Origin of the sequence: Motiliproteus coralliicola (assembly GCF_003345655.1) — a bacterium.
Taxonomy (GTDB): domain Bacteria; phylum Pseudomonadota; class Gammaproteobacteria; order Pseudomonadales; family Balneatricaceae; genus Motiliproteus; species Motiliproteus coralliicola.
Window position 1 is genome coordinate 330661 of record NZ_QQOH01000002.1, and the last position, 12477, is coordinate 343137.

At 57.5% G+C, this 12477-nt stretch carries 14 protein-coding genes and 1 other RNA gene; 7 read left to right on the top strand and 8 right to left on the bottom strand.

What is annotated here, in order from left to right:
- Positions 1-11: 11 nt before the first annotated feature.
- The 5 genes from DV711_RS08325 (at position 12) to DV711_RS08345 (ending at position 2994) form a co-directional block, all read left to right on the top strand.
- Positions 12-611 carry a TlpA disulfide reductase family protein gene (locus tag DV711_RS08325; protein ID WP_114695218.1) on the top strand — a complete coding sequence of 200 codons (600 nt, stop codon included), beginning with the start codon at positions 12-14 and terminating at the stop codon, positions 609-611.
- A 70-nt stretch (positions 612-681) separates the two neighbouring features.
- An RNA gene (ffs, locus tag DV711_RS08330) (signal recognition particle sRNA small type) lies at positions 682-778 on the top strand.
- Positions 779-928: 150 nt separating this feature from the next.
- Positions 929-1264 (top strand): Rap1a/Tai family immunity protein, encoded by a 336-nt coding sequence (locus DV711_RS08335; protein ID WP_133297424.1) that lies wholly within the window; start codon positions 929-931, stop codon positions 1262-1264.
- A 131-nt stretch (positions 1265-1395) separates the two neighbouring features.
- Entirely contained in the window at positions 1396-2175 is a 780-nt protein-coding gene (locus DV711_RS08340; RefSeq protein WP_114695220.1) for a substrate-binding periplasmic protein, read from the top strand.
- Positions 2176-2208: 33 nt separating this feature from the next.
- On the top strand, positions 2209-2994 hold the full coding sequence (locus tag DV711_RS08345; protein ID WP_243633769.1) for an ABC transporter ATP-binding protein: 786 nt from the start codon (positions 2209-2211) through the stop codon (positions 2992-2994).
- Here the strand turns inward: DV711_RS08345 and DV711_RS08350 are convergent.
- From DV711_RS08350 to DV711_RS08360, 3 genes are all read right to left on the bottom strand, one after another.
- Positions 2984-3502: a MaoC/PaaZ C-terminal domain-containing protein gene (locus tag DV711_RS08350; RefSeq protein ID WP_114695221.1), complete on the bottom strand. Its 519-nt coding sequence runs from the start codon at positions 3500-3502 to the stop codon at positions 2984-2986. The two genes, DV711_RS08345 and DV711_RS08350, sit on opposite strands and share 11 nt — an antisense overlap.
- A gap of 23 nt (positions 3503-3525) precedes the next feature.
- Entirely contained in the window at positions 3526-4281 is a 756-nt protein-coding gene (gene hisA / locus DV711_RS08355; RefSeq protein WP_114695222.1) for a phosphoribosylformimino-5-aminoimidazole carboxamide ribotide isomerase, read from the bottom strand.
- Between the two features lie 92 nt (positions 4282-4373).
- Positions 4374-5249: a LysR family transcriptional regulator gene (locus DV711_RS08360; RefSeq protein ID WP_114695223.1), complete on the bottom strand. Its 876-nt coding sequence runs from the start codon at positions 5247-5249 to the stop codon at positions 4374-4376.
- A 78-nt stretch (positions 5250-5327) separates the two neighbouring features.
- Between DV711_RS08360 and DV711_RS08365 the strand changes: the two genes are divergently transcribed.
- Complete coding sequence (locus DV711_RS08365) at positions 5328-6314, top strand: DMT family transporter (RefSeq protein ID WP_114695224.1); 987 nt, start codon at positions 5328-5330, stop codon at positions 6312-6314.
- Between the two features lie 56 nt (positions 6315-6370).
- On the opposite strand, the gene DV711_RS08370 is transcribed toward DV711_RS08365, so the two are convergent.
- Positions 6371-6829: an Lrp/AsnC family transcriptional regulator gene (locus DV711_RS08370; RefSeq protein ID WP_207802581.1), complete on the bottom strand. Its 459-nt coding sequence runs from the start codon at positions 6827-6829 to the stop codon at positions 6371-6373.
- Positions 6830-6977: 148 nt separating this feature from the next.
- Here DV711_RS08370 and DV711_RS08375 point away from each other — a divergent pair, with 148 nt between their 5' ends.
- Positions 6978-7583, top strand: coding sequence for a LysE family translocator (locus DV711_RS08375; RefSeq protein ID WP_207802582.1), 606 nt, complete (start codon positions 6978-6980; stop codon positions 7581-7583).
- A gap of 83 nt (positions 7584-7666) precedes the next feature.
- Here DV711_RS08375 and DV711_RS08380 read toward each other — a convergent pair whose 3' ends face one another.
- From DV711_RS08380 to DV711_RS08395, 4 genes are all read right to left on the bottom strand, one after another.
- Positions 7667-7882 (bottom strand): hypothetical protein, encoded by a 216-nt coding sequence (locus tag DV711_RS08380; RefSeq protein WP_114695226.1) that lies wholly within the window; start codon positions 7880-7882, stop codon positions 7667-7669.
- A gap of 75 nt (positions 7883-7957) precedes the next feature.
- Positions 7958-8698, bottom strand: coding sequence for a 3'-5' exonuclease (locus DV711_RS08385; protein WP_114695227.1), 741 nt, complete (start codon positions 8696-8698; stop codon positions 7958-7960).
- A gap of 14 nt (positions 8699-8712) precedes the next feature.
- Entirely contained in the window at positions 8713-10602 is a 1890-nt protein-coding gene (locus DV711_RS08390; RefSeq protein WP_114695228.1) for a DUF294 nucleotidyltransferase-like domain-containing protein, read from the bottom strand.
- Positions 10603-10733: 131 nt separating this feature from the next.
- The gene (locus DV711_RS08395) at positions 10734-12365 is read right to left on the bottom strand and encodes a BCCT family transporter (RefSeq protein ID WP_114695229.1); all 1632 of its coding nucleotides are present in this window, start codon (positions 12363-12365) and stop codon (positions 10734-10736) included.
- Positions 12366-12477 lie beyond the last annotated feature (112 nt).

The following is a 12477-nucleotide window of genomic DNA, read 5'->3' on the forward strand; positions in this document are numbered from 1 at the left end:
TTAGTCGGGATATGGCTAGGTTGTGGCGAGCCAGTGTGATGCTCGCCATGCTGCTACTGAGCATTTCAGTGCAGGCTCATCATGATGAGTCCGAGCCTTCCGATGGCACCGTCAACAGCTTTATCCCGATCAATCCGCCACTGACGATCAACTCGGTAGACTTCGTGCGCGGTGCGTCCGAGGCGGTCAGTCTGGATGACTTTAAGGGCAAGTTGGTTCTGCTGAACTTTTGGGCCACCTGGTGTCCGCCCTGCCTGCGTGAACTGCCGTCGCTGGACCGACTTCAGCAGCGGCTGGGTTCTGAGCGCTTCGAAGTGGTGGCTGTGGCGCTGGATCGTAGCGGCTACGAAGGTGCCAAGGCTTACTATCAGCGTTTGGGGGTCGAGCATCTAGAGCTCTATACCGGTTCCAAATTGGCGTTCAGTTACGAGTTTCCCGTCGACGTGTTCCCGTCCAGTTTTTTCATCGATTCGCAGGGCCGGGTGCTGAGTTTCCTGCGCAGCTATGTCGAGTGGGATGACCCGGCCGCCGATCGGATGATCCGGGAATACCTTGCCAACAGCAGCTTGAGCAGAGCAAAGGCAGAAAACCCTGTTGCGCCCTCCGAATGAATCGGGGATAATCCCGCCCCTGTTGCTGACTATCAGCTTTTTCGAGTGATAGTCGCCATTATGGTGGCCCCATTGGTCCTCCCGCAACAATAAGCCGTGAACCTGGTCAGGCCCGGAAGGGAGCAGCCACAGCGGTGGATTTGTGTGCCGGGGTGTGGCTGGTGGGGCCGCCTCCATTTTGGGCTGCCGCTTTTCTCCAAACTTACCCTTCCACCATTCGACCTGGCCGCCATCTCAGATTTTCTCTAGTTCCGTATCGAAGTGTGCTGGGCGTATACTAGCGGCTGGTTAGTTGATTGATTCGTATGGGGAAGCTGATGAAATTCAAGCCGCGTACCTTGCTGCTGTTTGGCGCTATGCTGAGTCTGCCAGTCATGGCAGCGCCTAAGCCGACTGCGCAGGATATTATGGCGATCTGCCAGAGTTCACCGGATAAGGGCGGTTTTTGCCTGGGCTATGTCACCGCTATTCGGGATACGCTAAAGCGGCAGATGGCAACCGGCGGTGAAGCCAAGTGGTGTTTTGACCGTTCCTACCGTCAGCTGGGTAATGCCGTAGTCGAAGATATTGTTGCTAATCCTGATGCGGCGCCGGCACTGATTGATGCGGTCACCGAGTCGCTGCAGCGGTTATACCCTTGTCAGGCGAAGTAGTCGTAAATAGAAAATAGCCGCAGATGTGAGGCAGATTTGCTTCGGTGGTCTATTTTTAATGGAACATCCCAAACTTTCGGCGTAGCTTTGCATGGATTGCAAGCAAGAGAGTCGTTTCCTTGAATCCCACGATGGTTAATAAGCAACTACGGGTCGGTAAGCTGCGAGCTGTCGCTTTGCTGTTGCTCGCCGTACTAGCCACTGTAGCTAAAGCCGATAACCATCAACTGGTGACCGGGGAGTTTCCTCCGTTCACCGGTAAGGATCTCCCCGCCGGTGGTCTGGCAACGGAAATTATCACCCAGGCATTCAGCAACATGGGTGAGCCGGTGGAGATCAGCTTTCTGCCATGGAAGCGTGGTTATGAGATCACCCTGAGGGGGCGTTTCATGGGTACGTTTGCCTACTCCAAGAATGAAGAGCGCCAAAAGACGTGGGTTTTTTCGAAGCCGCTTTATAACCTGGAAGAGGTTTTTATCGGACTGGCCTCTGAGCCTCTCAAATATGAGACCGACTCCGATCTGGATGGCCTGCGGGTCTGCAAGCCACTGGGCTATAACCTGTTTGGCCTAAAGCAGCTCCAGCAGGATGGGCGTATCGAGTTACTCCATCCCAGTGATATGGAAGGCTGTTTCCGCTTATTGACCAAAAAACGTGTCGATCTGGTAATGACCAACCGGACGACCGCCGAGGCTTTGAAAAGCAAGCAAGTGAACGGCCGAAAGGCATTTCAGGTCTTGCCTAAGCCCTTTGTCAGGATCGGTCATCATCTCATCATTCCCAAGTCTAACACTCAGGCCCAGGAGCTGATGGAGCGGTTTAACGCGAGTCTCACCGAGCTGCAAGCCAGCGGCCAAGTGGATAACCTTGTCGCCCAGCATGTCAGCCCTGGCAGTACCCTAACCCCCTAAGCCATTGTTAAGGTCGTTGAAGTGGGGAGTCGCTTGAGCCATCACCCGATCGTTGAAATCAGTAGTGTCAGTGCTTTCCGGGAAGATCTACAGGTCTTCGATGAGCTGTCTTTTTGCTTAGCACCGCAGCAGCGGGTTGCGATTCTCGGCCCCAACGGCTCGGGTAAGAGTAGTCTGCTGAAGTTGATCTCCCGGGAGATTTACCCGGTGGTCCGTCCAAACAGTTATGTCAGGCTTTATGGCTCCGAAACGGTCGATCTGTGGGATCTTCGCCGCAAGATCGGTTTGGTCTCCCACGATCTTCAGGTCGACTATACCCCGTACTCCACCGGACTGGAGGTGGTGCTATCGGGCTTTTTCGGCGCCATCGGTGCTCATACCCATTTACAGCCGAACCCGCAGCAGATCGCCTTGGCTCGGGAGGCTATCGCCTCGCTGGGGGTAAGTAAGCTGGAAGGGCGGATGTATCAGCGGATGTCTACCGGTCAGCAGCGCCGTTTTCTACTGGCCCGTGCGCTGATACACCAGCCCGAGCTGTTGATCATGGACGAACCCTCCGCCGGACTGGATATCGGGGCGGCATATCAGTTGCTCGAAACCTTGCGGCAGCTGTGCCAGTCTGAACGGGCTCTACTGCTGGCGACCCACCATGTGGAGGAGATCATTCCCGAGATCGAGCGGGTGGTGCTGATCATGGATGGGAAGATCCTGGCCGACGGGCCGAAAGCCGAGGTGCTGACCAGCGAAAACCTCAGTCGGCTGTACGGGCTGCAGCTTCAACTGCAGCAAAGTCGGGGCTGGTATCGACTCAGTTGGTAGACGTCGAGTTTGCTACAGCTGTAGGAGCGTCGGGCCGGCACTGCAGCACGATGCCGATCTCAAAACTGGCAACCCGGGCGCCTTGCTGATCCAGTACCCACATCTGGTATTCGACCATGCCGTGCTTGGGGTTGGTCGGCATACGGTAGCAGCGTTGAATCTTTATCCGGGCGCTGAGCGATTGATCCGGCCAAACCGGCCGACGAAGCTTCAGATTATTCATGCTGGCGCCGGCGACGATGGCGGTTTTACTGAACAGCTGTTCGATCTGTAACTTCTGGGCAACCGCAATGGTTTGGATTCCACTGGCGCAGAGGCCGCCCAACGGGGTCTGTTTCGCCCCCGCTTCATCGGTATGGATAGTCAGTGGATCGTAATGGCGACCGAATTCCAGGATCTCCTGCTTGGAGAGGTAGTAACTGCCCAGCTGATAGCACTGCCCCGGGGCAAAATCGTCCCAGTACCAGAGTCGGGCGCCGTCGGGTAGGGGGCAGAATTCAGTGTTCATGTTGGTCGATCGCTGTCAGCAACTCAGCGCTGATTCCACTGAATGCACTCCTCCAGCGTAACGCCTTTACCGCCGAAGATATCCAGCGCACTGCCGATGGTCAGGTCGACTCGACCGTTGGAGAGCTGTTCAACCTGCTTGAGGTCTTCCAGAGAACGGGCGCCACCGGCATAGGTGATAGGGATGTTGCCATGGGCACCGAGCAGGCTGACCAGCGCTTCGTCGATACCGCCCTGTAGTCCCTCAACATCGGCTGCATGGATCAGAAACTCGTCGCAGTGACTCTCCAGCTCGGCCAGGGTCTCGGGGGTGATGGCCAGCTCGGTCACCGTCTGCCAGCGATCAGTGGCGATATGCCAGCCATCGTCGGTTTTGCGACAGCTCAGATCCAGAACCAGCCGCTCGCGACCGACTTCGGCCTTGATCTTCTCCAACCGTTCCCAACTGAACTGGCCGCCTTCGAACAGGTAGGAGGTGACAATCAGGTGAGAGGCGCCCGCTTCCAGAAACTCGGCGGCATTGTCGGCATTGACGCCACCGCCGAACTGCAGCCCCTGAGGCCAGGCCTGCAGGGCCTTGATCGCCTGCTCCCTGTTGCCCGGGCCTAGAGCGATCACATGGCCGCCGGTCAGGTTGTGGCGACGATAAAGCTCAGCGTAGTAGCCTGAATCGTGATTGCTGACAAAATTGGTTGCGGCGCCCTGGTCATTCAGGCTGCCGCCGACAATCTGTTTGACCTGGCCCTGATGCAGGTCGATACAGGGACGGAACTGGGTCAAGTTGGGGTCCTCGAAGATTGCGAAGCGGTTAAAGGTATACCGGGCCCGGATTATAGCGTACCCGCGCGAGTCGACGAAGCCTGCCGGGGGCCTTAGCGTCTGTGTGATTGTTGAGCGATTTCAATAAAAGCTCGGGCTGCAGGCGTAGCTTTATTGCTGTCGAGCAGAGCCAGGCCGACACGACGGTGATGACGGGGCGATAGCGGCCGGATTGCCAATCCCGGCATCTCCACCATTTGCGGAATGGCGGATTCGGCGACAATGGCGACCCCTTCATCCCTGGCAACCAGCGCCATGGTGCTCAATACCTGCGAGGTCCGCGAGCTGATGGTCGGTACCAAGCCAGCATCGCTGAAAAGTCTTTCAATCAATGGACTTGAACCGGCTTCGGTCATGATGAACCGATGCTGGCATAGCTCGCTTAATTCAATCTGGTCGTGATCAGCCAGTTCGCCGCTACCGGGTACCAGCGCCACCAATTGATCTTCAAGCAATGGGTAGGTTTCGAAGCGTTCATCATCAAGAACGACGAACCCTAGATCGACCTGCCGCTGTTGGATCCATTGCACCACATCGGCATCGCTGCCTTCATCGATATGCACCTCGATATCGGGGTAATTCTGGTGAAATTTTTCAAGAATCGGTGGTAGCAGCACCAGAGTTGAGGTGGGGCCGAAGGAGCCGATACGCAGGCTACCTTGGCGTAGACCGAGGTAGTCGTCGGCCTCCTGGCGGATGGTTTGGGTCAGGCCCAAAACTTCGCGGGCGCGGGGCAGCAGTCGGACACCGATATCGGTCATCTCGATCTGAGCCGTTGTGCGATCGAGCAGTGGGACCCCGAGATCGGTCTCCAAACTTTTGAGGGCATGGGATACGGCGGACTGACTGATACCCAGGCGCTGGGCCACCAGCGTAAACCCGCGAAGCTCGGCCAGCAGCGAGAATACCTCAAGTTGTACTCTGGTCATGAGCAATCCCTTATTTGTTTATTAGTTTACATAAGTGAAACCATATCATTCCTGCAGTTTAAATCGATCAACTCTGTGATGAACTCCTTGAACCGTATCCAGCGTTTAGTCTGCTTACCAATTCATCTCCGTCTGATCCTGATGGCGATGCTGTGGGCCGGGACCTTTGTGGCCGGCCGAGTCCTGAGTGCCAGTGTGGAGCCGCTGCCAGGGGCGACCGCCCGTTTCGGCGTTGCGCTGCTGTTGCTGCTGTTGATCAGTTGGAAAGTCGAAGGCGGACTGCCCCGGCTGAGTCGCGGTCAGCTGCTTAGCACCATGGCGTTGGGGGCTACCGGGGTGTTTCTGTACAACCTGTTTTTCCTGCAGGCGCTGACCCTGTTGCCGGCGTCGCGCACCGCGATCTTTGTGGCCCTGAACCCCATTGTGGTGGCGCTGGTGATGGCGGTCGGTTTCGGCGAGCGGATGTCACCGCTCAAGTGGCTGGGCTTTGTCGTGGCGTTGCTGGGGGTGGCGTTGGTGGTTAGTCGGGGTGAATTAAGCCTGCTGATCAACAATTTGGGCAGCGGCCTGGGAGCTGGTGAGCTGTCGATCATCACCGCGGTCTTGAGCTGGGCCGCCTATACGGTGATCGGTAAGCAGGCTCTACGCGGGCTGACTCCGCTGGCGGCAACCACCTACGCCTCGTTGTGGGGATTCCTACTGTTACTGGGCAGTTCTCTGGTCAGCCCTTCGGCTAGTCTGTTTGTCGGGCTGAGTTCAGAGGCGATCACCGCGATTCTTTACCTGGCACTGGGGGGGACGGTGATTCCGTTCCTGTGGTTTTACCAGGGTGTGACCTTGTTGGGACCGGCACGAACGGCGCTTTATACCAATCTTGTGCCGGTGTTCGGAGTGCTGTTCGGCATTCTGTTGTTGGATGAGCCTTTGCTGCTGCCGGTGCTATTCGGCGGCGGGCTGGTGCTGATGGGAGTGGTGATGGCGAACTATCGCGCTAGCCAAGTTGATCAACCCAGTCACCAAAATCTATCCAATGAGGCATCTATCGGCGATCTTCGAATTCGTTGATGATCAAGGCATTGGCCATGTCGACTTCCACAAGCGCTTTGCCCTCGGCTGCAGGATTAATCCAGCGGCAGCAGGCTGCTGTTTTTGATCTCTTTGACCGACACGCTGGAGTGTAGCGCGCTGACACCTTGAACGCGGCGTAGTTGGTGGATGCGTTCGTAGTATTCATCCAGGTCTCGGGCCACAACCTGGACCAGAAAGTCGAAGGTGCCGGTGACGCAGTGGCATAACGGGATCCAGTCGGTCTGGGCGACGAACTGCTCGAATAGATCGGTGTTCTCTTCCTCGTGGCTGCTGAGGGTAATCTGGGTAAAACCGACCACGTTGAAGCCAAGTTTTTTGCGATTCAGCACTGCTCGATACTGATCGATGTAGCCTTCATCCTCGAGCTTTTTCCAACGTCGCCAGCAGGGCGTTTCGCTCAGATTAACCTTCTCAGCGAGTTTGCTATTGCTGATTCGCCCATCCGATTGAATATGCTTCAACAGGGTGAGATCCGTGCTATCAAACTGCATGCTGGGTTTTTCTTTCTTCATTTTGTCTGTTTGAGAAATATTCTGCTCTAATGTGTATGAATCTTAATAGATAAAGCAATTTAATTCCTGCCCGATTCCATACACTACTTCGCTATCGAGACGCATCAAGAGTGGTGAAGGAGTTGAAATGCTGAGTGTTCAAGCGGTAGTCGCGTTGTTGTTTTTTTCGCTGTCGATGTCGATCACACCTGGAGCCGGTAATCTGACGTTGCTGGGTATTTCGAATCGTTACGGTTTTGCTGCTGCGCTTCCTTTTGTTGCCGGTACTGCCGCTGGGGTACTGGTGGTGTTTGTCGGAGCCACTGCTGGCTTGGTGAGTTTGTTTGATCGTTATCCGGAGCTATACCAGCTGCTGAAAGTCGCCGGTGCACTCTATCTGCTGTATCTGTCCTGGGGCATTGCTTTTTCACGGAACGAGAACGCCGCTGATGAATCTCAGCCTTCAGGATTTGTCAGCGGCGCTCTGGTGCAGTTGCTCAATCCCAAGGCCTGGATTGCTGCGATGACGGTATTGTCACAATTTGCCGATCCGACCGAGCATTTTTCGATCCAGATTGGCCTGATCATCGGGTTGTTCTTGCTTGTGATGACCGGCTGCACCCTATCTTGGGCTTATTTCGGGGCAATATTGAAACGGCTGCTCAGCTCACCCCAGCAGATGCGATGGATCAACCGAGGGCTAGGGCTGACGTTGGCGATGACGGTGGTTTATATGTTGGTGCAGACCGGCTGAGGGCTTGAGATCGCAACACTCCCATCTCCCTTCGTTAGTCTGGCCAGGCCCCTGTTGCATGGTGAAGCGCTTTTATCAGAGCATTAATCACTCAGCGGGGTGCAGTCCGGTTTGCCCTGTCCACTGACGCCGCTGATCAGGCAGCGCTTGACCTTGCCGGTTCGGGTGTCGAGGATCCAGACCGCGGTGCCTTCGTCGTCGGCTCTGACTGCTTGCCAGCGGTTGTTATCGCTGTCCTTGGCATTGGCAGCGGGGGAGCATAGCAGCAGGGCTAGCAGGAGTGGGAGTAGCTGTTTCATGGTCTGGCTCCGGTGTTTTGTGGTGATCCATTGAGCCTGAAGTGTAGTTGCGGACCGGCGATCAGTAGCGGGAAATTAAGACCATAGCTCGCTTACCGGGGTCTCCGGGGTGAAGCGGTCGGCCACCTGGGCCTGCAGCAGTTCGGCACAGGCCAGCGCATCGGTCAGGGCGTGGTGGGGGCGATAGAAGGGCAGTCGGTAGCGGGAGCGGCTCTCGGCCAGGGCGATGGAGACCTGTTGGCGTTTGAACAGCTGGCTCCAGATCGACAATGGGCGATGCAGGCGGGCTTCCAGCTCCAGGGTATCGATGACCGGAAAGCGGATCCCCTCGCCGGTTCGAAAGCGCAGCGCGGCATCCAGGAATTTACGTTCGATCTCGCTGCAATGGACCACCAGGATTCGACCGGCCAAGGCCTCGAGCAGTGGCTCGATAATGCTACTCAGGTCATCGGCATCGGCAACTTCGGAATGGGTAATCCCATGGATGACCACGGAGCTGGAGGAAAGGGGGACGCGGGGGCGAAGGATCCATTCACGGGCGTCGGCGCAGCGGATTCTCGCCAGGGACAGCGGCACCAGACCAATACTGACGATACCGTCACGCTCCGGATCCAGCCCGGTGGTCTCGAAATCCATCGCCACCAGCGGAGCCTTGCTGATCGGGGTGTCAGCGGCGACCATGCCCGCCCGATAGTAGCGTTGCAGGCGCGGATCCCTGGCCTGCTGTTCCAGCCGTTGAAACTCAGTCGCCCAGTCTTGGACTGCCTGCTCCGGCCGGGAATCGCTGTTGAGGTGATCGGGTTTGAGATAAAACATCGTCGTTGACCGGGTTAGCGACCGGGGGTGTAGCGAAAGCGCAGGTACTTCTGAGCATCACTGAGCAACTGGAACGCATCCTTGAGATGCTTGCGCTCAAATTCGGATAGGTTCTCCGGCTCGATGTTGTTATCCGGCTCGCGCTCGTCGTCCAGATCCAGCGCCTGATGGCGAATTCGAACTAGGGAGATGAACTCCAGCGCATCGCGAAGATCCTGTCCGCGGCCTCGCGGCAGGATATCGGCGGCGATAATGTCGTCCAGGCGTTCAAACGAATTCAGCGCTTCGGAACCAACCGCCAGGGCATGGACCCGGATCAGGTCGACCAGCGGCGCGGTGCCCCGACGCTTGATATTGATCGAATTGCCGTGACGTCCGTCGGTCTCCATCACAAAGTCTTTGAAGAACCCCAGCGGCGGCGTGCGTAGCAGGGCGTTACGAGCCATGGAGGCCAGAAACCTCGGGCTGCGCCGGGCTTTGTCCAGGATCCGGCGGTATAGCTGATCGGCCCAGCTCACCTCGCCCCAGACCCCTTTGATATCGAAAAATATCGAGCTGTTGAGCAGGGTCTCGGGGGTGGGTTGCTCGATCCACTGGTCAAAATAGCGCTGCCATACCCGCCGCGGCTGTCGCCATCGGGGATTGGTGGCCATGACTTCGCCGCTGCAATAGCTGTAACCGCAGGCGTTCAGTCCATCGCAGACAAACTTGGCCAGGGCTTCGAAGTAGTCGCCATGCTGAGCTTCGTCATAGCTGTCGTCCAAAATCAGGGCATTGTCCTGGTCGCTGGCCAGTGCTTGCTCATCACGGGCCATCGAGCCCAGAGCGACGAAGCAGTAAGGGACCGGCGGTGGTCCCAGGATCTCCTCGGCCAGCTCCAGCAGCCGTTGCTTGAAGCTGCGGCCGATCACCGCCATCGCACTGCCGATCATCCGCGAATTGGCATCCTCGGTGACCATCCGTCGAAAACAGGCGGCGGCATCGGCAGACAATGCGCTCAACGTCTCAACCTCCATCTGGCGATGAATGCTGCTGACCACGAACAGGCTGTTCTGGGATTCGTACCGGATAATATCGGTCAGATCCACCATCCCCAACGGTACCCCGCGGCGCATCACCGGCAGGTGGTGAACGTTGTGCTGCAGCATTACCAGCATCGCTTCGAACACCAGTTGATTGGACTCGATACTGTAGAGTGCCGGTGACATGATCTGGGCTACCGGAGTGCTGTAGTCGCGCCCTTCGGCGACCAGCCGGTCGCGCAGATCCCGGTCGGTGACGATCCCGACCACAGTCGGCGGCTCATGGGTGACAGCTTCGGCCTCAGCCTGGCCGGTGTCGGTGATCAACAGCGCAGCCATGCCGGTCTCAACCATCTTCTGGGCCGCTTCCTGGGCGCTGGCGAAAGCCGAGACGGTAACCGGTTCGCGCATTACCAGGTCGCGCACCGGGGCGTTCATCAGGTCGTTGGCGTCTTCACGCTGTGAGACCGCCTGACGCAGTCGGGTTCGATCTTCGACCTCGACGTAGTCGGCGAACTCTTCATTGGCCTCGAACAGCTCGTTGAAGATCGGCTCCGGGAGTAGATAGACCAGGCTGTCTTCCAGCGCCCGCGCCGGGAAACGGACCACCCCGTTGCGTAACAACCCGAATTCGCCAAAGATGCCGCCTTCGCTGAGCCGGTTGTAAAGGCTGCCATTGCGGCGAAACACCTCCACCGCACCGCTACGAATGACATGCAGGGCATCAACCCGACCACCAAGACTGAGAATCTCGCTTCCCGCCTTGAAGTAGGCCACTTCGATCTGGCTGGCTGCATGCTGCAACTCCTCGTCAGACAACGAGGAAAAGGGCATATGCTCACGCAGAAATTGAGCGACTTCAGGGTTTTCGGGAAGCGACATCCGCCGATCTCCTAGGCAGCACCGGTTAGACCGGCGCTGTGATGATGGCTATTAATCCGGCAACCATTGTTGTCAGATTAATAGCGCGAACCCGTGAAATACAGCGTGTTCGCGCCTATGTGCCCGTTTGATTAGTTGGCGCGCGGCTCCGAAGCCAGGCCTTTGACGACAGCGATACAGGCGACCAGCAGCACCACGGTGAACGGGAAGCCGGTCGACACCGACATCGCCTGCAGGGCTACCAGGCCACCACCGAGAATCAGGGCGATCGCGACCAAACCTTCGAAGGTACACCAGAACACCCGCTGCGGCGTCGGTGCATCCACCTTGCCGCCGGCGGCGATTACATCGATCACCAGCGAGCCGGAATCGGATGAGGTGATAAAGAACACCACCACCAAAATAATGGCGATAAAGGAGGTGATCTGAGCCAGCGGCAGCACATCCAGCATGGTGAACAGCTGCAACGGCAGGGCCGCTTGAGTTACCGCCTGATAGCCGTCGTTGACCACCTGACTGATGGCGGTACCGCCGAAGACGCTCATCCAGAGTACGCAGGCGGCAGACGGAACCAGCAGCACCGAGACCATAAACTCACGGACGGTACGGCCCCGGGATACCCGCGCGATAAACATGCCGACAAACGGTGACCAGGAGATCCACCAGGCCCAGTAGAACGCGGTCCAACCCTGGGAGAAGTTCACGTCTTCCCGACCGACCGGATTGGCCAGTGCCGGCAGGTATTCCAGGTAGGCTCCCAGGTTGCTGAATACGCCGCTGATAATCGCCAGGGTCGGTCCCACGGCAATCACAAACAGCAACAGCATCAATGCCAGCACCATGTTGATCTCGGAAAGGCGTTTGACCCCGGCGTCCAGTCCGGCGATGACCGAGACCAGTGCAATGATGGTGATCAGCACTACCAGAATGATCTGGGTGGTGTCGCCTTCGGGAATGCCGAACAGGTAGTTCAATCCCGACGAGGCTTGGGCCGCGCCGAAGCCCAGCGAGGTCGCCAGACCAAACAGGGTTGCCAGAACCGCCAAGATATCGATGATATGCCCAGGCCAGCCCCAGATCCGCTCACCCAATAGCGGGTAGAATACCGAGCGCATGGTCAGCGGCAGGCCTTTGTTGAAGGAGAACAGGGCTAGCCCCAGTGCCAGTACGGCATAGATCGCCCAGGGGTGCAGGCCCCAGTGGTAGATGGTGGCGGCCATGCCCAGACGGGCCGCTTCTTCGGCATTGCCGGCGGCCGCACCCAGAGGAGCCCAGTCGGTACGAACACCGTTCTCCAGGCTGGTGCCACCCAGTGAGCTGCTAAAGTGGGACAGCGGCTCGGAAACCCCGAAGAACATCAAGCCGATCCCCATCCCGGCGGCGAATAGCATCGAGAACCAACCCAGATAGGTGTAATCGGGGGTCGCCTCGGTGCCGCCCAGTCGCACTTTGCCCAGTGGCGACAGGGCCAAGCCCAGACAGACCAGCACGAAGATATTGCCGGATGCGATAAAGAACCAATCGAGATTGGACGTCAGCCAGCCCCGAAGTCCGCTGAACATCGGTTCTACCTGGCTCTGAAACGCCAGGGTGAGAACCACAAACGCGATCACCAGCAGGGCCGAAATAGCAAAAACCCGGTTGTGGATATCCAGTCCAAGTGGGCCGACGTTGACAACGACGTTGTCCTGACCGACCTGATAATCCGTATCGATGGGGTTGACCTTCCCATCTGGAGCCATTAGCTCCTTTGCATCACTCATGTTGCCTCCCTGGGCAAAAAAGTCTTCTGAAGAATCTGGTACAACCCTAGCTTATTAAAAAGGATCAGGGCGTTAGGCTTGGTCTGAATTGACAGTGGCTGCTATGCAACAG

What these genes read in the sequence shown, in the direction of transcription:
- DV711_RS08335 (WP_133297424.1), top strand. Translation starts at nt 929, where the DNA reads ATGAAATTCAAGCCGCGTACCTTGCTGCTGTTTGGCGCTATGCTGAGT.
- DV711_RS08395 (WP_114695229.1), bottom strand. Translation starts at nt 12,365, where the DNA reads ATGAGTGATGCAAAGGAGCTAATGGCTCCAGATGGGAAGGTCAACCCC.
- DV711_RS08365 (WP_114695224.1), top strand. Translation starts at nt 5,328, where the DNA reads ATGAACTCCTTGAACCGTATCCAGCGTTTAGTCTGCTTACCAATTCAT.
- DV711_RS08350 (WP_114695221.1), bottom strand. Translation starts at nt 3,502, where the DNA reads ATGAACACTGAATTCTGCCCCCTACCCGACGGCGCCCGACTCTGGTAC.
- DV711_RS08390 (WP_114695228.1), bottom strand. Translation starts at nt 10,602, where the DNA reads ATGTCGCTTCCCGAAAACCCTGAAGTCGCTCAATTTCTGCGTGAGCAT.
- DV711_RS08340 (WP_114695220.1), top strand. Translation starts at nt 1,396, where the DNA reads ATGGTTAATAAGCAACTACGGGTCGGTAAGCTGCGAGCTGTCGCTTTG.
- DV711_RS08380 (WP_114695226.1), bottom strand. Translation starts at nt 7,882, where the DNA reads ATGAAACAGCTACTCCCACTCCTGCTAGCCCTGCTGCTATGCTCCCCC.
- DV711_RS08375 (WP_207802582.1), top strand. Translation starts at nt 6,978, where the DNA reads ATGCTGAGTGTTCAAGCGGTAGTCGCGTTGTTGTTTTTTTCGCTGTCG.
- DV711_RS08360 (WP_114695223.1), bottom strand. Translation starts at nt 5,249, where the DNA reads ATGACCAGAGTACAACTTGAGGTATTCTCGCTGCTGGCCGAGCTTCGC.
- DV711_RS08325 (WP_114695218.1), top strand. Translation starts at nt 12, where the DNA reads ATGGCTAGGTTGTGGCGAGCCAGTGTGATGCTCGCCATGCTGCTACTG.
- DV711_RS08385 (WP_114695227.1), bottom strand. Translation starts at nt 8,698, where the DNA reads ATGTTTTATCTCAAACCCGATCACCTCAACAGCGATTCCCGGCCGGAG.
- DV711_RS08370 (WP_207802581.1), bottom strand. Translation starts at nt 6,829, where the DNA reads ATGCAGTTTGATAGCACGGATCTCACCCTGTTGAAGCATATTCAATCG.